Source organism: Mycolicibacterium nivoides (genome assembly GCF_003855255.1).
Lineage (GTDB): Bacteria > Actinomycetota > Actinomycetes > Mycobacteriales > Mycobacteriaceae > Mycobacterium > Mycobacterium nivoides.
The window spans coordinates 2620953-2639226 of sequence record NZ_CP034072.1 but is presented as its reverse complement, the minus strand read 5'-3'; the positions used below and the strand labels follow the sequence as shown (position 1 = coordinate 2639226).

Here is an 18274-nt window from a genome sequence, read left to right as displayed (position 1 = left end):
GTCCTTCCCGGTTGGGGTGTTCGGTCTAGGTCTCGAGGTAGCGCAGCACCGCCAGCACGCGGCGGTTCTCGCTCTCGTCTGGGGCGAGGTCGAATTTCGTGAAGATCGAGGCGATGTGCTTCTCGGCCGAGCCGACCGAGATGTGCAGGGCGGCAGCGATCGCCGAGTTCGTCTTGCCCTCGGCCATCAGTTGCAGGACATCGCGCTCACGCGGGGTCAGCTGGTTCAGGGCGCTGCGGCGGGCCGAACGTACCAAGATCTGTGACACCACTTCGGGATCGAGCACCGTTCCTCCGCCGCCCACCACGGAGACGGCGTCGAGGAATGCCGGCACATCGGCGACCCGGTCCTTGAGCAGGTAGCCGAATCCTCGTGTGTCCGAGGTGATGAGATCGGCCGCATAGCGCTCTTCGACGTAATGGGAGAGCACCAGCACAGGGGACTCGGGGTTCTGACTGCGCAACAGCGCCGCTGCCCGGATGCCCTCGTCGGTGAACGTCGGCGGCATCCGGACGTCGAGGATGGCCAGGTCTGGGTGATGCTCGTTGACCAGTCGCAGCAGGTTGGTGGCGTCGGGCACCCCGGCGACGATCTCGTGCCCGGCGTCGGCCAGGATCCGTTCGATGCCTGCCCGCAGCAGTGCCGAGTCCTCGGCGATCACGATCCGCATGGCAGCACCGCCGTGATGATCGTCGGGCCCGTGGCCGGGCTGGACACCGCGAAGGTCCCGCCTGCCGCGCGTACCCGTTCGTCCAGCCCGCGCAGGCCGGTGGCGTTCTCGCCGGCGTCGATGACCGCGCCGCCCTGACCGTCGTCGAACACCGAAACGTGCAGCACGTCGGCGGTGTCGTCCAACCGGACGGTGACCACGGCCTGAGAGGCTCTGGCGTGTTTGGCGATGTTGGTCAAGGCCTCGGCGACCACGAAGTAGGCGACCGACTCCACTTCGTCGGGCAGCCTGCGAGGCAGATCGATGTGCAATGTGGTTGGTACTCCGGAGGTCTCGGTGCGCTGCACCACCGAGGACAACGCGGCGTCAAGACCTCGGTCCGACAGGATCGTCGGGGCGATACCGCGCACCACGTTGCGTAGTTCCACCAATGCGCTCTTCGCGTCGTCATGTGCCTCGGCGATCAGCGCCCTGGCGGCGGGCGGATCCGAATCCAGCTTGGTCTGGGCCAACCCGATCGTCATCGCCAGGGAGACCAGTCGGGGCTGCACGCTGTCGTGCAGATCGCGTTCGATGCGGTGGCGCTCGGTCTGCGCCGAGGACACCGCGCCCTGCCGGGCATCGGCGAGCGCGTTCACCTGATACTCCAGGGCCGCGGTGGAGGAGGGGGACAACAGCCATCGGTCGATCGCGGCATCCATGGCCGGGGCGAAGATCAGGATGGCCACCGCGGCGGCGACGGCGACGATCGCCAGCAGCACGGCGATCGGTGGCGAGAGGAAGATCAGACCGGCATCGTTGTCGCTCTGCCGGATCGCGATGGCCGCGGCCGGGCCCACGAACGCGAAGGCGAGTAATGCGAACGCGACGCCGGTGGCCAGCATGTCGTAGGTCATCCGCAGGTAGTGGTGGCAGACGCCCTTCCAGAACCGGGTACTGCTGATGTCCAGCCACAGCTGATGCGCCCAGCCCTGAAACCCCGTGTGAGGTGACAGCTGGCGCGGCGGAATCCCGATACCGAGGCCGAACACCGCCTCGCTGCGCGTTCGCTCGACCCACTCGACACCGCGCATCAGGTAGATGAAGACCACCCCGGAGAGCAGGAATCCGATCACCGAAGGAATCGAGGAGACACCGATGACCATGATGGACAACGGAATCCAGAACCACACCAGTGCCACCGCGGCACCGGTGATCATCGACGCGGTCGGCACGAGGCCGATGTTGCGTGGTGCTGTCACGGGCTCAGCAGCCGGCTCGGCCGGGGCGGGCAGGGCGGTTTCGCTTGTTGCGACCATGCCTTCAACCTACGAAGTTGCGCGGCCCGGCGACACAGCGTTTTCCCCAGACCCGGGTGGGGGATATCCCCCGGGCCGGGGATCTACTTCGGCGCGGTGAGCTCCAAGGCGATGTTGTCGGGGTCGCGGAACTCCAGGATGTAGGACGGGCCGATGTCCTTGACGGGTTCGTGCGCGACGCCCAGATCGTCGAGGTGTTGCGCGGCGTCGTTCAGCTCGTCGAGGCTCTTGAGCCGGAAGGCCAAGTGGTCCAGCCCCGTTCGGTTCTCGTCGAACGCGTCGCGCCCGACCGGGCGCAGGCCGATCAGCGTTGCCCCGGCGTCGTAGATGACCCCGCCGGACAGGAAACTGAGCCGGGCGCGGGTGGTGGCGTCGGCGTCCTGCGGCAGTTCGATCAGAATCGGCCAGCCGAAAACGCTCTCGTAGAACTGCCGGGATCGTTCGATATCGGTGACCGTCAGCCGCACGTGGGCGACCGAGGACGTGGTGATGGCCATAAGGTTCATGCTGCCACCTGGACGTGACAGAATCCCTGCGTGCGCGTGGGTATGACGATGCCGGTCATGGAACCTCAGTTGGATGCGACGACGCTGCGGTCCTGGGCGCACGTCATCGACGGAGGCCCGTTCTCGTCGCTGTGCTGGGGCGAGCGCATCGCCTTCGACAATCCCGACAGCCTGACGCTGCTGGGCGCCCTGGCGGCGTGGACCGACCGCGTGCGGCTGGTCACCACGGTGGTGGTGCCGCAGCTGCACGATCCGGTGATGCTGGCCAAAGGCCTGGCGACCGGAGATCTGCTCAGCGGCGGGCGGTTGACCGTGGGCATCGGCGTCGGCGGCCGCCACGAGGACTACCACGCGGTCGGCGCCGACCCGGCGTCCCAGACCCGGCGGGGTATGGCAGAGCGCGTCGCGGTGATGAAACGGGTCTGGGCAGGGGAGAAAGTCACCGAATCGGTGCTTCCGGTCGGGCCATCTCCGGTTCAGACCGGCGGGCCGCCCCTGCAGATCGGCTCCATCGGGCCCAAGACCATCCGTGACGCCGCGGCCTGGGCCGACGGCGTGGCAGGCACGACACTGGACCTGGATCTGACCCGCCAGGCCGAGTTGTTCGACGTCGCCCGCACCGCCTGGGCCGAGGCCGGCAAACCCAAGCCGCACCTGGCGACCTCCTTCTGGTTCGCGCTCGGCAAGCCCGAGGAGGCCCGCGCCCAGGTCCACCGGCACCTGCGCCGGTACATGAACTGGATCCCGGCCGAATACGTCGATGCCATGGCTCCCATGACCGGGTGGGCCGGTACCGAAGAGCAACTGATCGAGGTGCTCGGCAAGTTCGAGGACATCGGTACCGACGAGGTGCACCTGATTCCCACCAGCTCCGATATCGACCAGTTGCGCCGGGTGGCCGAGGTGGCAAAGGTCTTTGCCTGAGATGTCCCGGCCAGGTCACCCCGGCAAAAAGTGAGCAAGATCATTCCGGGGCCCGCGACGTAGCCTGGGTCTCGAAATCCCGATGCGCTTCCCGGTGTTGTCGTCTTGGAGGTGATCTGCCTGCAGTGCTCTCGAATGCCGGTGAAGCGCAAGGTAGATGGGCATCTCGCGAGACTGTTAACCCGGCGGTTACCTGGTGTTCGGTTTCGTTGACCGGTCTGGTCGGGTGCAATGGGCTGCGGCCAGGGGCCACCCCAGGCAGACGCAGCTACAGCAAACGATCTCGGGCCTCCGGCATGGCAGGACGTCAGCGGGGTTCTGGGACTAGCGTGTCAGATTGGCGTCGCCGTCAGGCGGCGTCGGACACGACAGTTGGGGACCCTATGATCCAGAAGAGTTTGATCGCCACGACCCTCGCCGCGGGGGCTGTCGGCGCCGCGGTGGCGCTGTCCGCGCCGGCGTCGGCCGATTCCAAGGGCAACAGCACCGTCGGGTGCTCGCCGTGTGACCGCGTGTCTTCGTCGGTCACCGATGCCATCACCGATGCCGCCGAGAAATCCCTGACCGGCGGGGTTGATCTGCCCGACATTCCCGTTGTCGACAAATGGACCAAATTCCCGGGTGAGACCGCCGAGAAGTGGACGGGTTTCCCTGGCAAGACCGCCGAGAAGTGGGCGACGTTCCCCGGCAAGACCGCTGAGAAATGGGGAGGCTTCCCGGGCAAGGTCCTGAAGAAGTGGACCGGCCTGGGCTGAACCCCGACTGACGGCACCAACCTCACTCACGAGCGTGCGGCAGACAAGCCGCACGCTCGTGTGCTGTCTGCGGGTTAGCTGGAATTTCGCTGATCTTAACTGTTCTCGGAGCGCAGCCCGTCCCCCTGAAATAGACGCAACCCGGTTTACCGACCAAAGGAGCTCGTCGCAATGGCTGCGCCCGCAAGGCAGTTGCACCTCAACGCATTCCTGCGCAACATCGGCCAGCACGAAGCGGCGTGGCGTCTCCCCGAGACCGATCTGTCGGGCATCACCGACATCGGCCACTACATCGAACTGGCCCGCATCGCCGAGCGCGGCAAGCTCGACGCGGTTTTCTTCGCCGACCATCCAGTTCTCAAGGACCAGACCGAGTTTCGCCCGTTCGACGCGCTCGACCCGATCACCCTGGTCTCGGCCCTGGCCGGGGCGACCACCAACGTCGGGCTGATCGCGACAGCGTCCACCACCTACAACGACCCGTACGGTTTGGCTCGGCGGTTCGCCACACTCGACCACGTGAGCCGCGGCCGGGCCGGCTGGAACGTCGTGACGACCGCCAATGCCTCGGCCGCGGCCAACTTCGGGGTGCCAAACCACCCGGATCCGGCGGCTCGGTACCAGCGCGCCGACGAATTCCTCCAGGTCGCGTTGAAGTTGTGGGACAGCTGGGAAGACGACGCCATCGTCGGCGACAAGGTCGCGCCACGGTTCGTGGATCCGGCGAAGATCCACGCGATCAACCACTCCGGCCCGCATTTCGACGTGGCCGGGCCGCTGGAGGTGCCGCGTTCCCCACAAGGGCATCCAGTGCTCTTCCAGGCCGGATCGTCCGAGCCCGGTAAGGATCTCGCGGCCAGGTACGCCGAGGCCATCTTCACCGCGCAGCCGACATTGGATGAGGCCCGCGACTTCTACCGCGACGTCAAGGCCCGTATCCGCCGGTTCGGTCGCAACCCGGAGCAGGTGCATATTCTGCCCGGGTTGTCGACGATCATCGGTGGCACCGAAGCCGAGGCGCGCGAGCGTCAACGCGAGTTCGAAGAACTCACCGTGCCCGACTACGGGCTCGAACAACTGAGCGCCATCGTCGGATTCGCGGTCACCAAGGACGATCTCGACCGGAAACTGAGCTTCCCGTCCGAGGATCCGGGCGACACATTCATCAAGAGCCGGCTCTCCCTGGTGAAGCGGTTGGTCGAGACGGACAACCTCACCGTCCGGGAGTTGTTGCTGCGGCTAAGCAGCGGTCGGGGACATCGATTGTTCGCCGGCACGCCCGAACAGGTGGCCGACACCATCGCGGAATGGTTCACCACCGGCGCCGCTGACGGTTTCAACCTCATCCCGCCCGCGCTGCCGTCCTCACTGACCGAGTTCGTCGACCACGTCGTCCCAGAGTTGCAGCGCCGCGGCATCTTCCGCGAGGAATACACCGGCAGCACGCTCCGTGACCACCTCGGTTTGGACCGGCCGGCCAACCGATTCACCACCGGCGCGGACGCTTCCGTGTCGGCCGCGAGCTGACAGGGAACCAGACATGCGTAATCCGTTGACCCGCTTGACCCGGGTGATCCTGGCCGCCGGCCTCGTCGCGGTCGTGGCGGCCGGTTGCCAGTCGTCTGGATCCGGGACGCAGGGCGGCGGCGGACTGTCCGCCGACGCACCGCTTCCGGTCGCGGTTCCGGCGGGAACCAGCCTGGTGGTGGCCGACGATGCGAACCGGCTCAAGACATTGTTCAAACTCTCCGGTGAGCAGGACCGGCTCAGCGCCGACGTGACCTACGCCAACTTCAGCAGCGGACCGCTGCGCCTGGAGGCGATCCGGTCGGGCAACGCGCAATTGGGCCGGGTCGGTGATGTCCCGCCGATCCTCGCGCAGTATTCGGACGCCGGGGTGCCCATCGTCGGGGCGGTGAAATACGACGGGAACGGGCTCGTGCTGGCAACCTCACCGGGCTCGGGCATCAAATCGCTGAAAGACCTGGCCGGCAAGAAGATTGCGATCAACGAGGGCACCGCGCAGCAGGCGGTCGTGCTGCGCAACCTGAAGTCCGCCGGCTTGAGCATCAAGGACGTGCAGCCGATCAATCTGGGCCTGGCCGAGTTCGCCGACGGCCTGCGTGCCGAGCAGGTCAACGCCGCGGTGCTCAAGCAACCCGACCGCGTGCGGTACCTCGCCTCCACGCAGGGGGAGGGCAGCATCGAAATCCCCAACGCCCCAGGCGCCTACCCCGGCCTGTACTACGTCTACGCGAGCCAGGAAGCGTTGTCCGACCCGGCTCGCGCGGCGGCCATCCGCGAATTCGTGATCGCCTGGTACCGCGCCGAACAATGGCTCAACGACAACAAGCAGACCTGGATCGACGAGTACCTGATCAAGGATCAGAAGGTCAGCCCGGAAGACGCCAAGGCCATCGCCGCGGCCGACGGAAAGTCCTCGGTGCCGGGCTTTACCGATGAGTTGATCAACACCCAGCAGGAGACCATCGACCTGCTGCAGCAGGCGGGCGCATTCTCCGGGAAAGAGTTGCACGCCAAGGACGAATTCGATTCCCGGTTCGCCGATCTCAACGCGACGTCGACGGGTAAACAGTGACCGCGGTCCAGACGGCGCCCGCTTCGGCGGTGACAGCGGGGGCGGGTGCCGCCGGCCGCCAGGATTATCCGCATCTGGAACACCGGTCGGGCAGTGAACGCCGCCGGCGGCTGGGGCCGGGCCGGGCCATCCCCGCGTCGTTGGCCATCGGACCGCTTCTGCTGGTGGTCATCTGGATCGTCACCTCGCAGCTGGGCATCCTCGATCCGCGTACCCTGCCGCACCCGCTGGACATCGTGCGCACGATCGGCGAGATGTGGTCGGACGGCCGGTTGCCCACGAACATCCTCGCCTCACTCAAGCTGGCATCGATCTCGTTGGCGATCGGCGTGGCATTGGGTCTGGTGCTCGCGTTGATCTCGGGGCTGAGCCGCATCGGCGAGGCCATCGTCGACGGGCCCATCCAGGTCAAGCGCGCGGTGCCGACCCTGGCCATCATCCCGCTCGCGATCATCTGGTTCGGCATCGGCGACACCATGAAGATCATCATCATCGCCACCAGCGTGCTGATCCCCGTCTACATCAACACCACCGCACAGCTCAAGGGTGTCGACCTGCGCCACGTCGAACTTGCTGAAACCGTTGGGCTTTCCCGCAGTCAGTTCATCCGCAAGGTGGCCATCCCCGGTGCCCTGCCCGGTTTCTTCACCGGGCTGCGGCTCGCGGTCACCATCTCGTGGACCGCGCTGGTGGTCGTCGAACAGGTCAATGCGACCAGTGGCATCGGCTATCTGATGACCCAGGCCCGGCTGTACGGGCAGCTGGACGTCGTGGTGGTCGGCCTGTTGGTCTACGCGGTGTTCGGACTCACCGGCGATTACGCGGTCCGGGCCATCGAGAGGAGAGCGTTGTCGTGGCGGCGCGCACTGGGAACCTGACCGAGGAAGTCGCCGTTGTCCGGCAACTGAGCCGATCATTCAGTGGCACAACAATTCTCGATGCGGTGGACCTCACCATCCGCAAGGGTGAGTTCGTGGCCCTGCTGGGGCGCAGCGGCTCTGGCAAGAGCACGCTGCTGCGGGCGCTGGCCGGGCTGGATCACGGGGTCGCCGGAACTGGGGACCTGTTCGTCGCCCGCGATGTTTCGGTGGTGTTCCAGGACTCCCGGCTGCTGCCGTGGGCGCGGGTGCTCGACAACGTCGCGCTCGGTTTGTCCGGTCGCGAGGTCAGACAACGGGCAGGCACGGTGCTCGCCGATGTCGGCCTGGCTGGACGCGACCGGGCCTGGCCGTACGAGCTGTCCGGCGGTGAACAACAACGGGTGGCGCTGGCCCGGTCGCTGGTGCGCAATCCCGCGCTGCTGCTGGCAGATGAACCTTTCGGGGCGCTCGACGCGCTCACCCGGGTTCGCATGCACCACCTGCTCAAGGAACTACGTGCGAAGTACGAACCCGGGGTGCTTCTGGTGACCCACGATGTCGACGAGGCCGTGACGTTGGCTGATCGCGTGCTCGTCCTCGACGGCGGATCGTTCGTCGTCGATCGTCACCTGGACTTCCAGACACCGGGTGCCCGCACCTACCGGAACCCTGAGTTCGTCGCGCACCGCGAGGCGCTGCTCGCCGCGCTCGGGGTGGGGGCAGGCGAAGGGCCGTAAACAGATCAGTGGTGACCCGCTGTAAACGGATCACCACTGATGCGAGGCGGCGTTCGGAGGTTTACTCCTCGCCACCGCCAGACCACTTTTCCTTCAGCTTGCCGGGGAAGTCGTTCCACTTCTTGGCGACATCGGCGGGGGCGTTGGCCCACTTATCGGCGGTGTCGGCGGGGAAGCTGCCCCACTTGCCGGTGATGCTGCCCGGGAAGGTGGCCCACTTGTTCGCCTGGATCTCGGTGGCGCAGGACCACTTCTCACCGCTGGTCGGCGTGTATCCGTCCTCGCTGTTGATCTTGTCGACGATGTCGGAGCAGTTCGGTGCCGCCGCGGCCGGCGCGGCGAGTGCGAGTCCGGCGCTCAAGGCACCGGCGGCCACCGCCGCTGCGACGAACTTCTGCATGCTTGTGTCCCCCCTGAAGGAATGCCGAAACGTTGGGGCCACTGTATACCTTTGGGGCAGTTTGCTAAAGACTTTTCTTCCGCTGTTTTGGATGCGGGCTCGACCTTGCGTTCAGGGCAGGCAGGACGCCTGAAATCGGGCCACCGATGGATTCAAACGTCTCGTTTGCCAAAACCGCACGGTCCGGTGACGTGGCGATCAGGCGGAGTCGTCGTTCTGCGCCAAGTGCTCGGCGAGCAATGCGCCGGCATTGCGGATGTGCCGGGCCATCGCGGCACGGGCCTTCTCAGGGTCGTTGGTCCGCAGGTGCTCGATGATGGCGCGGTGATCCTGGGCCGAGGCTTCGGGCCACCCTTCCACCGCGGCGAAGAACTTCCGCGGTGCGTATGCCAGCGTCGTCTTGATCAGCCAGCGCATCTTGCGCGATCCGCTCAGCTGATAGATCAGGGCGTGGAACTGATGGTTGAGGCGTTCCTCCTCATCGAAATCGTCAGCGGCAGCGGCACGTTCGAGCGCCTCCTGGATGCGTTCGAGTTCGCCGACCGCGGTCGGCGTGATCGTGGCGGCGGTACGGGCCGTCAGCTCACCGCCCAACAGCGCCTGGGCGTCATAGATGTCGCGGATGTCGTCGCTGGACAGCGCGGTCACCATGAAACCGCGCCGAGGCTCCACGGACAAAAAGCCTTCGGTCTGCAGTTGGAGCAGGCCTTCGCGCGCCGGGGTGGCGCTGATCCCGAGTTCATCGGCGATCGTCTCCGGTCGGATGAACTCTCCGGAGTGCAGCTGTCCCGAAACGATGAGTTCGCGAACGTGGGCCGAGACGACGTCGGACAACCGCATCGGCACGGGTCTCTTCGAGTTTCCGGTCATGGCGCGCCTCAGATGTCGAGTCCGCCGCGTTTGACCAACTGCTTGGCGATCACGCCGCGCTGGATCTCGTTGGTGCCTTCACCGACGATCATCAGCGGCGCGTCGCGGAAATAACGTTCGACGTCGTATTCGGTGGAGTATCCGTAGCCGCCGTGGATCCGCACCGCGTTGAGGGCGATCTCCATCGCGGTCTCGGAGGCGAACAGCTTGGCCATGCCTGCCTCCATGTCGCAGCGTCCGCCGGCGTCGATCCGCTCCGCCGCATCGAGCAGGAGGCTGCGGGCGGCGTAGAGCTTGGTGCCCATGTCGGCGAGCATGTTGCCGACCGATTGGTGCTGCCAGATCGGCACCCCGAAGCTCTCCCGGTCCTGCGCGTACTGCAGTGCGTCGTCGAAGGCGGCGCGGGCCACCCCGGTTGCCCGGGCCGCGACCTGAATCCGGCCGACCTCGAGCCCCTTCATCATCTGCGCGAAGCCGCGTCCTTCGACACCGCCCAGCAGCGCATCCGAATCCACGTGGCAGTCAACGAAATTGATCTCACAGCTCTCGACGCCCTTGTAGCCCAATTTCGGCAGGTCCTTCGAGACCGTGAAGCCGGGGACCTTCTCCACCAACAGGATCGACACCCCCTTGTGTGCGGGGGTCGCGGCCGGATCGGTCTTGCACAGCAGCGCGACGAGGCCGGCTTTGCGGGCATTGCTGATCCAGGTCTTCGACCCGTTGATCACATAGCCGGATGCGTCCTTGGTGGCGACCGTCCGCATGGCCTGCAGGTCGGAGCCGCCACCGGGTTCGGTCAGGGCCATCGTCGCGCGGAGCTCACCGGTGGCCATCCGGGGGAGGTATGTCTGCTTCTGCTCCTCGGTGCCGAACTGCAACAGCAGCTTGGAGACCACGGTGTGCCCGCCCATCGCGCCGGCCAGGCTCATCCAGCCGCGCGCCAGCTCCTCGGTGACCTGTGCGTAGCACGGCATCGAAACAGCGGCGAAGCCATACGGTTCCGGGATCGCGAGGCCGAAGATGCCCAATTCCTTCATCGCCTCGATCAGCGCTTCGGGATAGGTGTTGGCGTGCTCGAGTTCACGGACCACGGGCCGGACCTGCTTGTCGACGAAGTCGCGGACGGTACTGACAATGGCCTGCTCCTCGGCGGACAAGGTGATCACGGCGGCATCCTTCCCTCAAGCTCTATAGAAAATATTCTATAGAGCTCTCGTTCCGACGCGCCCGCGGACGGTGGGGCCTAGCGTTCCTGAAGTAGCAACCACCGCGAGGAGGACCTGCGATGTCTCGACCGAATGATCCGATGGCGGCGGTCGGCGAGTACATCGACGCGTTCAATCGGGGTGACGTGGATGCGTTGGCAGCGGCGTGCGCAGAGCCGATGCAGATTCTCGACGGAATGGCGCCGCATGTATGGCAGGGGCCGACGGCCAGTCAGGACTGGTGGCGTGACGTCCTTGCTGAAGGTGAGCATGTCGGTGCGTCGGGCTATTACGTAGCGCTCGGCGATCCTCGGCACGTCGATGTCAACGGGGACTGCGGCTACGTCGTCGTCCCGACGACGATGACATTCGACCTCAAGGGTCAGCAGATCGTGCAGAACGGGGGAGTCTTCACGGTCGCCCTCCGCAACGGTGACGACGGTTGGCGACTGACAGCATGGGCGTGGTCGAGGGGAAGTAACAGCCCCGCGTGACCCGTTTGCCCAGGTAGAGCCGGATTTTGAAGAGTGCCCCCGGCAGGATTCGAACCTGCGGCCTTCTGCTCCGGAGGCAGACGCTCTATCCCCTGAGCTACGGGGGCGCGGGCTGAAGATCAGCTGCGCCGATTGGGCTTGCATAGCGTAGCGCATGGAAGAGCGAATACGGATTCGGGGCGCGGGGACCCCAGACCATAGGATGGACCCTCGTGACCCCCGCCGACCTCGCAGAGCTGCTCAAGGCTACTGCCGCCGCAGTGCTGACCGAACACGACCTGGACACCGCCGCGCTGCCCGACACCGTCACGGTCGAGCGCCCGCGCAACCTTGAGCACGGCGACTACGCGACCAACCTCGCGCTGCAGCTCGGTAAGAAGGTCGGCGTCAATCCGCGCGAGCTGGCCGGCTGGCTGGCCACCGCGCTGGCCGCGGCCGACGGCATCGCCGCCGCCGAGGTCGCCGGCCCCGGCTTCGTCAACCTGCGCATCGAGGCCTCCGCGCAGGGCGTCATCGTCACCAACGTGCTCGACGCGGGCGCGGCGTACGGCAACTCCGCCGAGCTGAACGAGAAGGTCAACCTGGAGTTCGTCTCGGCCAACCCGACCGGACCGATCCACATCGGCGGCACCCGCTGGGCCGCGGTCGGCGACGCGCTGGGCCGACTGCTGACCACTCAGGGCGCCGACGTCACCCGCGAGTACTACTTCAACGACCACGGCGCCCAGATCGACCGGTTCGCCCGCTCGTTGGTCGCCGCGGCCAAGGGAGAACCGGCCCCCGAGGACGGCTACGCCGGCAGCTACATCAACGACATCGCCGCGGCCGTGCTGGCCAAGCGGCCCGATGTGATGAGCCTGCCCGCCGACGAGCAACAGGAAACCTTCCGTGAGATCGGCGTGGACCTGATGTTCACCCACATCAAGGAATCGCTGCACGAGTTCGGCACCGACTTCGACGTGTACACCCACGAAGACTCGATGCACACGTCCGGCCGGGTCGACCAGGCCATCGCCAAGCTGCGCGAGACCGGCAACATCTACGAGAAGGACGGCGCAACCTGGTTGCGCACCACCGAATTCGGCGACGACAAGGACCGTGTCGTCATCAAGAGCGACGGCAACGCGGCCTACATCGCCGGCGACCTCGCCTACTACCTGGACAAGCGCCAGCGCGGGTTCGACCTGTGCATCTACATGCTCGGCGCCGACCACCACGGCTACATCGCGCGACTGAAGGCCGCCGCCGCGGCGCTGGGGGACAACCCGGACACCGTCGAGGTGCTGATCGGCCAGATGGTCAACCTGGTCCGCGACGGCCAGCCGGTCCGGATGAGCAAGCGCGCCGGCACCGTCATCACGCTCGACGATCTGGTCGAGGCGATCGGCGTCGACGCCGCCCGGTACTCACTCATCCGCTCCTCGGTGGACACCCCGATCGACATCGACCTGGCCCTGTGGTCCAGCGCGTCCAACGAAAACCCGGTCTACTACGTGCAATACGCGCACGCCCGGCTGTCGGCGCTGGCCCGCAACGCGGCCGACCTCGGCGTCACCGCCGATACCGCGCACCTGGATCTGCTGACCCACGACAAAGAGGGCATCCTGATCCGCAACCTGGGTGAGTTCCCCCGGGTGCTCAAAGCCGCTGCCGCGCTGCGTGAGCCGCATCGCGTGTGCCGGTACCTGGAAGACCTGGCCGGCGACTACCACCGGTTCTACGACGCCTGCCGCGTGCTGCCGCAGGGCGATGAGGAGCCGGGCGACCTGAACGCGGCACGGTTGGCGCTGTGCGAGGCCACCCGCCAGGTGATCGCCAACGGTCTGGCCATCCTCGGTGTCACTGCCCCGGAGCGGATGTGAACGCGCACCCCGCCGGGCCCCGGCACGCCGAAGAGATCCACCACCCCGGCGCACCCGCCAAGCCGCAGTCTCCCGATGAGATCCTGCTGCTGGCGCCGAATGTGTGGCCGCGCAACCTGGTTCGCGGCGCCGACGGCGTGGTGTCGATCGCCGGAGTGCCGGTCACCGCACTGGCGGCCGAGTACGGCACTCCGCTCTTCGTGATCGACGAGGACGACTTCCGGTCGCGCTGCCGCGAGATCGCCGCGGCCTTCGGCGGCGGCGATCACGTGCACTACGCGGCCAAGGCGTTTCTGTGCAGCGAGATCGCGCGCTGGGTCAACCAGGAAGGCCTCTCGCTCGACGTCGCGACCGGGGGAGAGCTTGCCGTCGCGTTGCACGCGGAGTTCCCGCCGGAACGAATCACGTTGCACGGCAACAACAAATCCGTCACCGAGCTGACCGCCGCGGTCAAGGCCGGGGTCGGCCACGTGGTGGTCGACTCTCTGATCGAGATCGAGCGCCTGGACGAAGTCGCCGGAGCGGCGGGCATCGTCCAGGACGTGCTGGTCCGGGTGACCCCGGGCGTGGAGGCGCACACCCACGAGTTCATCTCGACCGCGCACGAGGACCAGAAGTTCGGCCTGTCGCTCGCCAGCGGTGCGGCGATGGACGGGGTGCGCAAGGTGTTCGCCACCGACAACCTGCGGCTGGTCGGCCTGCACTGCCATGTCGGCAGCCAGATCTTCGACGTGGCCGGCTTCGAACTGGCCGCCCACCGGGTGATCGGCCTGCTGCGTGACGTCGTTTCGGAGTTCGGTGTCGAGAAGACCTCGCAGATGTCGATCATCGACCTCGGCGGTGGCCTGGGCATTTCCTATGTGCCGCAAGATGATCCGCCGCCGATGCAGGAACTGGCCGACAAACTGCTGGCCATCGTGCGCAGCGAGTCCGAGGCCGTCGGGCTGCCGACGCCGAAGCTCGTGGTGGAGCCGGGCCGCGCCATCGCCGGGCCGGGCACCATCACCCTCTACGAGGTCGGCACCGTCAAGGACGTCGCGGTCAGCGCCACCGCGCTGCGGCGCTACGTCAGTGTCGACGGCGGGATGAGCGACAACATCCGCCCCGCCCTGTACGACGCCGAGTACGACGCGCGTCTGGTGTCCCGGGTCAGCGACGCATCCGCGACCCTGGCGCGCATCGTCGGAAAGCACTGCGAGACCGGCGACATCGTCGTTCGCGATACCTGGGTCTCCGATGACATCGCGCCGGGCGACCTGCTGGCAGTCGCCGCGACCGGCGCCTACTGCTATTCGATGTCGAGCCGGTACAACCTGCTGTGCCGACCCGCGGTGGTGGCTGTGAAGGACGGCAAGACGCGGTTGGTGCTCCGTCGGGAGACCGTCGACGATCTTTTGAGCCTGGAGGTGAGTGGTCAATGAGTGAGAAGCCCATCGGCGTAGCGGTACTGGGGCTGGGCAACGTCGGCAGCGAAGTGGTGCGCATCATCAACGAGAGCGCCGCCGACCTGGCAGCCCGCATCGGCGCCCCGCTCGAGGTGCGCGGCATCGGCGTGCGCAAGGTCTCCGGCGACCGTGGGGTGCCCAAGGAGCTGCTCACCGACGACATCGTCGAGTTGGTGTCGCGCGACGACGTCGACATCGTGGTCGAGTTGATGGGCCCGGTGAAGCCGGCCCGCAAGGCCATCCTGGCCGCACTCGAACAGGGCAAGTCGGTGGTCACCGCCAACAAGGCGCTGATGGCACAGTCCACCGGTGAACTGGCGCAGGCCGCCGAAAAGGCGCGCGTCGACCTGTATTTCGAGGCCGCGGTGGCCGGTGCCATTCCCGTCATCCGCCCACTGACCCAGTCGCTGGCCGGTGATTCGGTGCTGCGGGTGGCGGGCATCGTCAACGGCACCACCAACTACATCCTGTCCGAGATGGACAGCACCGGAGCCGATTACAACTCAGCCCTGGCCGATGCCAGTGCGCTGGGCTACGCCGAGGCCGATCCGACCGCCGATGTCGAGGGCTATGACGCCGCGGCCAAGGCGGCGATTCTGGCCTCGATCGCCTTCCACACCAGGGTCACCGCCGACGACGTCTATCGCGAAGGCATCACCAAGGTGAGTGCCGCCGACTTCGAGTCGGCCCGGGCACTGGGTTGCACCATCAAACTGCTGGCCATCTGCGAGCGGCTGACCAGTGACGAAGGCAAGCAACGTGTTTCGGCGCGCGTCTACCCGGCGCTGGTGCCGTTGACGCACCCGCTGGCCGCCGTCAACGGTGCCTTCAACGCTGTGGTGGTCGAGGCCGAGGCAGCCGGTCGGCTGATGTTCTACGGCCAGGGCGCCGGGGGAGCGCCGACCGCATCGGCCGTGATGGGTGACGTCGTGATGGCCGCGCGCAACCGGGTCCAGGGTGGCCGTGGCCCGCGGGAATCCAAGTACGCGAAGCTCCCGATCGCCCCGATCGGATTCATCCCCACCCGCTACTACGTCAACATGAACGTCTCGGATCGGCCCGGTGTGTTGTCCGCCGTGGCAGCCGAATTCGCCAAGCGTGAGGTCAGCATCGCCGAGGTGCGCCAGGAAGGCATGGTCGACGAGGGCGGGCAGCCGTGCGGCGCGCGCATCGTGGTCGTCACCCACCAGGCCACCGATGCCGCGCTGTCGGAAACAGTTGAGGCGCTGGCCGATCTCGACGTGGTGCAGACCATCAACAGCGTGCTGCGTATGGAAGGAACGAACGCATGAACCCCGGGACGCAAGGAAAGACCAGCGCAGGGCCGGTGCACCGGCCCTGGCCGGGATTGATCGAGGCCTACCGCGATCGGCTGCCGGTGGGCGACAACTGGACGCCGATCACCTTGCTCGAGGGCGGCACCCCACTCATCCACGCCAAGCGGCTGAGCGAACTCACCGGCTGCACGGTGCATCTCAAGGTCGAGGGGCTCAACCCGACCGGATCCTTCAAGGACCGCGGCATGACCGTGGCGGTCACCGAGTCGCTGGCCCGTGGGCAGGAGGCCGTGCTGTGCGCCTCCACCGGCAACACCTCGGCCTCGGCTGCGGCCTACGCCGCTCGGGCCGGCATCACCTGTGCGGTGCTGATCCCGCAGGGCAAGATCGCGATGGGCAAGCTGGCGCAGGCCGTCATGTACGGGGCCAAGATCATTCAGGTCGACGGCAATTTCGACGACTGCCTGGAGCTGGCCCGCAAGATCACCGCGGATTTCCCGACCATCGCCCTGGTGAACTCGGTCAACCCGTACCGCATCGAGGGGCAGAAGACCGCCGCGTTCGAGATCGTCGACGCGCTGGGCACCGCTCCCGACGTGCACGCGCTGCCGGTGGGCAACGCGGGCAACATCACCGCCTACTGGAAGGGCTACAACGAGTATCACCGCGACGGTCTGTCGGACCGGCTCCCGCGCATGCTCGGCACCCAGGCCGCCGGCGCTGCCCCGCTGGTGTTGGGTGAGCCGGTCAAGGAGCCCGAGACCATCGCCACCGCCATTCGGATCGGGTCGCCGGCCTCGTGGTCCGGCGCGGTCGAGGCCCAGCAGCAGTCCAAGGGCCGGTTCCTGGCGGCCACCGACGAGGAGATCCTGGCGGCGTATCACCTGATCGCGCGCAACGAAGGCGTGTTCGTCGAACCCGCGTCGGCGGCCAGCGTGGCCGGTCTGCTCAAGTCGATCGAGGACGGCTGGGTCAAGCGTGGCTCGACGGTGGTCTGCACCGTCACCGGCAACGGCCTCAAGGACCCCGATACCGCGCTCAAGGACATGCCCACCGTCACCGCGGTGCCGGTGGATCCGGTTGCCGTCGTCGCCAAGCTCGGACTGGTCTGAGCCTGGTGAACAACACCCTGCCCGCCGGACTCACGGCCACCGCTGTCGTCGCGGCGTCCAGCGCCAATCTCGGTCCAGGCTTCGACAGCCTGGGCTTGGCGTTGAGCCTGTACGACGAGATCATCGTCGAGACAACCGAATCCGGCCTTCAGCTGGAGGTCGAGGGTGAGGGTGCGGGCCAGGTGCCGCTCGATGCGACGCACCTGGTGGTGCGGGCCATCGAGGCGGGTTTGCAGGCTACCGGCCATCGCGCCGCCGGACTGATCGTGCGCTGCCGCAACGAGATTCCGCATTCGCGTGGGCTCGGATCGTCGGCCGCCGCGGTCGTCGGAGGTCTGGCTGTGGTCAATGGCCTTGTCGCACAGGCTGGTTCGGATCCGTTGAGCGAAGAACAGCTGATTCAGCTGTCCAGTGAGTTCGAGGGGCATCCCGACAACGCCGCGGCGGCGGTGCTGGGCGGAGCCGTGGTGTCCTGGACCGAGGCCGACGACGAAGGGCGGCCGCGCTACCGTGCGGCGCCGATTCAGGTGCATCCGGACATCCGGTTGTTTCCCGCGGTTCCGCAGCAGCGGTCGTCCACCGCCGAGACTCGTGCGGTGCTGCCCGAGCAGGTCAGTCACACCGATGCGCGATTCAACCTCAGCCGCGCAGCCCTGCTCGTCGTGGCGTTGAGCGAGCGTCCGGATCTGCTGATGGCCGCCACGCAGGATGTGTTGCATCAGCCACAACGCGCCGCGGCGATGCCGGCCTCGGCGGAATACCTGCAACTCCTGCGGCGTTGTGGAGTGGCAGCAGTGCTGTCCGGGGCCGGGCCTACGGTTCTGGGGATGAGTTCCCAGGTGGGATTGCCTGATGAGGCCCTGGATTACGGCACTGCCAATGGGTTCACCGTCAGGGAGATGTCGGTCGGAGCGGGCGTCCGCTGGACGTCGGGTGTGGCCGCCAGGAACTGATGATGAGTGACACAAGAAGAAGCAAACGCCACACGCCCAGCGTCGACGTTGCTTGATTACTTCACCAAAGCGAGATATTCTCGCTCTCGTCCAGCACTCGCAGGGTCTCTGCCTGCGTCGACACCAGGACGACCACCCAATCTTCTTGTGTTCTACTCGTGGACTGACGGTTCGCCATCTCGGCGAATCCTGGCGATCGCCGTTGCGCAGGCGACGGTGTGAGCTACGCGCTCAGCGGTTCAGCTGAACGCGCATCGACCTTTGGGGAACCCCTCGCACGACCTGATGAGCGAGGGAAAGAAAGGAA

Annotated in this window: 18 protein-coding genes and 1 tRNA gene; 12 read left to right on the top strand and 7 right to left on the bottom strand. The window is 66.7% G+C overall.

What is annotated here, in order from left to right:
* Window positions 1-25: 25 nt before the first annotated feature.
* The 3 genes from EH231_RS12500 to EH231_RS12490 all read right to left on the bottom strand — a co-directional run bounded on the left by EH231_RS12500 (window position 26) and on the right by EH231_RS12490 (window position 2474).
* A complete protein-coding gene (locus EH231_RS12500; protein WP_090428555.1) occupies window positions 26-670 on the bottom strand; it encodes a response regulator transcription factor in 645 nt (214 codons plus the stop codon).
* Window positions 658-1968, bottom strand: coding sequence for a sensor histidine kinase (locus EH231_RS12495; protein ID WP_164480867.1), 1311 nt, complete (start codon window positions 1966-1968; stop codon window positions 658-660). The genes EH231_RS12500 and EH231_RS12495 overlap by 13 nt, the downstream gene beginning before the upstream one ends.
* A gap of 83 nt (window positions 1969-2051) precedes the next feature.
* Window positions 2052-2474, bottom strand: a complete 423-nt coding sequence (locus EH231_RS12490; protein WP_420891963.1) for a VOC family protein — start codon at window positions 2472-2474, stop codon at window positions 2052-2054.
* Window positions 2475-2516: 42 nt separating this feature from the next.
* Here EH231_RS12490 and EH231_RS12485 point away from each other — a divergent pair, with 42 nt between their 5' ends.
* The 6 genes from EH231_RS12485 to EH231_RS12460 all read left to right on the top strand — a co-directional run bounded on the left by EH231_RS12485 (window position 2517) and on the right by EH231_RS12460 (window position 8349).
* Window positions 2517-3398 (top strand): LLM class flavin-dependent oxidoreductase, encoded by an 882-nt coding sequence (locus EH231_RS12485; protein ID WP_124714263.1) that lies wholly within the window; start codon window positions 2517-2519, stop codon window positions 3396-3398.
* A gap of 383 nt (window positions 3399-3781) precedes the next feature.
* Window positions 3782-4153 carry a hypothetical protein gene (locus tag EH231_RS12480; RefSeq protein ID WP_090428564.1) on the top strand — a complete coding sequence of 124 codons (372 nt, stop codon included), beginning with the start codon at window positions 3782-3784 and terminating at the stop codon, window positions 4151-4153.
* A 171-nt stretch (window positions 4154-4324) separates the two neighbouring features.
* A complete protein-coding gene (locus EH231_RS12475; protein WP_090428567.1) occupies window positions 4325-5680 on the top strand; it encodes an LLM class flavin-dependent oxidoreductase in 1356 nt (451 codons plus the stop codon).
* A 13-nt stretch (window positions 5681-5693) separates the two neighbouring features.
* Window positions 5694-6752: an ABC transporter substrate-binding protein gene (locus tag EH231_RS12470; RefSeq protein WP_241177947.1), complete on the top strand. Its 1059-nt coding sequence runs from the start codon at window positions 5694-5696 to the stop codon at window positions 6750-6752.
* Window positions 6749-7630, top strand: coding sequence for an ABC transporter permease (locus tag EH231_RS12465; RefSeq protein WP_124712506.1), 882 nt, complete (start codon window positions 6749-6751; stop codon window positions 7628-7630). Before EH231_RS12470 ends, EH231_RS12465 begins: the two co-directional genes overlap by 4 nt.
* Window positions 7606-8349: an ABC transporter ATP-binding protein gene (locus tag EH231_RS12460; protein WP_124712505.1), complete on the top strand. Its 744-nt coding sequence runs from the start codon at window positions 7606-7608 to the stop codon at window positions 8347-8349. The genes EH231_RS12465 and EH231_RS12460 overlap by 25 nt, the downstream gene beginning before the upstream one ends.
* Window positions 8350-8410: 61 nt before the next feature.
* Here EH231_RS12460 and EH231_RS12455 read toward each other — a convergent pair whose 3' ends face one another.
* From EH231_RS12455 to EH231_RS12445, 3 genes are all read right to left on the bottom strand, one after another.
* Entirely contained in the window at window positions 8411-8749 is a 339-nt protein-coding gene (locus EH231_RS12455) for a hypothetical protein (RefSeq protein ID WP_124712504.1), read from the bottom strand.
* A 198-nt stretch (window positions 8750-8947) separates the two neighbouring features.
* Window positions 8948-9619 carry a GntR family transcriptional regulator gene (locus tag EH231_RS12450; protein WP_124712503.1) on the bottom strand — a complete coding sequence of 224 codons (672 nt, stop codon included), beginning with the start codon at window positions 9617-9619 and terminating at the stop codon, window positions 8948-8950.
* An 8-nt stretch (window positions 9620-9627) separates the two neighbouring features.
* Window positions 9628-10785: an acyl-CoA dehydrogenase family protein gene (locus EH231_RS12445; protein WP_205264256.1), complete on the bottom strand. Its 1158-nt coding sequence runs from the start codon at window positions 10783-10785 to the stop codon at window positions 9628-9630.
* A gap of 119 nt (window positions 10786-10904) precedes the next feature.
* On the opposite strand from EH231_RS12445, the gene EH231_RS12440 reads away from it, so the two are divergent.
* Window positions 10905-11318: a YybH family protein gene (locus EH231_RS12440; protein ID WP_124712502.1), complete on the top strand. Its 414-nt coding sequence runs from the start codon at window positions 10905-10907 to the stop codon at window positions 11316-11318.
* A 34-nt stretch (window positions 11319-11352) separates the two neighbouring features.
* Here EH231_RS12440 and EH231_RS12435 read toward each other — a convergent pair.
* Window positions 11353-11425 (bottom strand) — tRNA-Arg (locus EH231_RS12435).
* Window positions 11426-11530: 105 nt separating this feature from the next.
* On the opposite strand from EH231_RS12435, the gene argS reads away from it, so the two are divergent.
* Genes argS through thrB form a run of 5 tightly spaced genes read left to right on the top strand, consistent with a single transcriptional unit; the run spans window position 11531 to window position 17967 of the window.
* Window positions 11531-13180, top strand: coding sequence for an arginine--tRNA ligase (gene argS / locus EH231_RS12430; protein ID WP_124712501.1), 1650 nt, complete (start codon window positions 11531-11533; stop codon window positions 13178-13180).
* Window positions 13177-14601 (top strand): diaminopimelate decarboxylase, encoded by a 1425-nt coding sequence (gene lysA, locus EH231_RS12425; protein WP_124712500.1) that lies wholly within the window; start codon window positions 13177-13179, stop codon window positions 14599-14601. Before argS ends, lysA begins: the two co-directional genes overlap by 4 nt.
* On the top strand, window positions 14598-15917 hold the full coding sequence (locus EH231_RS12420) for a homoserine dehydrogenase (RefSeq protein ID WP_090428590.1): 1320 nt from the start codon (window positions 14598-14600) through the stop codon (window positions 15915-15917). The genes lysA and EH231_RS12420 overlap by 4 nt, the downstream gene beginning before the upstream one ends.
* Window positions 15914-17014: a threonine synthase gene (thrC, locus tag EH231_RS12415; RefSeq protein WP_090428593.1), complete on the top strand. Its 1101-nt coding sequence runs from the start codon at window positions 15914-15916 to the stop codon at window positions 17012-17014. The genes EH231_RS12420 and thrC overlap by 4 nt, the downstream gene beginning before the upstream one ends.
* A 5-nt stretch (window positions 17015-17019) precedes the next feature.
* Window positions 17020-17967 (top strand): homoserine kinase, encoded by a 948-nt coding sequence (gene thrB, locus EH231_RS12410; protein ID WP_090428596.1) that lies wholly within the window; start codon window positions 17020-17022, stop codon window positions 17965-17967.
* Window positions 17968-18274 lie beyond the last annotated feature (307 nt).

Coding starts and splice junctions, on each gene's coding strand:
- EH231_RS12500 (WP_090428555.1), bottom strand. CDS start 670: ATGCGGATCGTGATCGCCGAGGACTCGGCACTGCTGCGGGCAGGCATC.
- EH231_RS12495 (WP_164480867.1), bottom strand. CDS start 1,968: ATGGTCGCAACAAGCGAAACCGCCCTGCCCGCCCCGGCCGAGCCGGCT.
- EH231_RS12490 (WP_420891963.1), bottom strand. CDS start 2,474: ATGAACCTTATGGCCATCACCACGTCCTCGGTCGCCCACGTGCGGCTG.
- EH231_RS12485 (WP_124714263.1), top strand. CDS start 2,517: ATGACGATGCCGGTCATGGAACCTCAGTTGGATGCGACGACGCTGCGG.
- EH231_RS12480 (WP_090428564.1), top strand. CDS start 3,782: ATGATCCAGAAGAGTTTGATCGCCACGACCCTCGCCGCGGGGGCTGTC.
- EH231_RS12475 (WP_090428567.1), top strand. CDS start 4,325: ATGGCTGCGCCCGCAAGGCAGTTGCACCTCAACGCATTCCTGCGCAAC.
- EH231_RS12470 (WP_241177947.1), top strand. CDS start 5,694: ATGCGTAATCCGTTGACCCGCTTGACCCGGGTGATCCTGGCCGCCGGC.
- EH231_RS12455 (WP_124712504.1), bottom strand. CDS start 8,749: ATGCAGAAGTTCGTCGCAGCGGCGGTGGCCGCCGGTGCCTTGAGCGCC.
- EH231_RS12450 (WP_124712503.1), bottom strand. CDS start 9,619: ATGACCGGAAACTCGAAGAGACCCGTGCCGATGCGGTTGTCCGACGTC.
- EH231_RS12440 (WP_124712502.1), top strand. CDS start 10,905: ATGTCTCGACCGAATGATCCGATGGCGGCGGTCGGCGAGTACATCGAC.
- EH231_RS12420 (WP_090428590.1), top strand. CDS start 14,598: ATGAGTGAGAAGCCCATCGGCGTAGCGGTACTGGGGCTGGGCAACGTC.
- thrC (WP_090428593.1), top strand. CDS start 15,914: ATGAACCCCGGGACGCAAGGAAAGACCAGCGCAGGGCCGGTGCACCGG.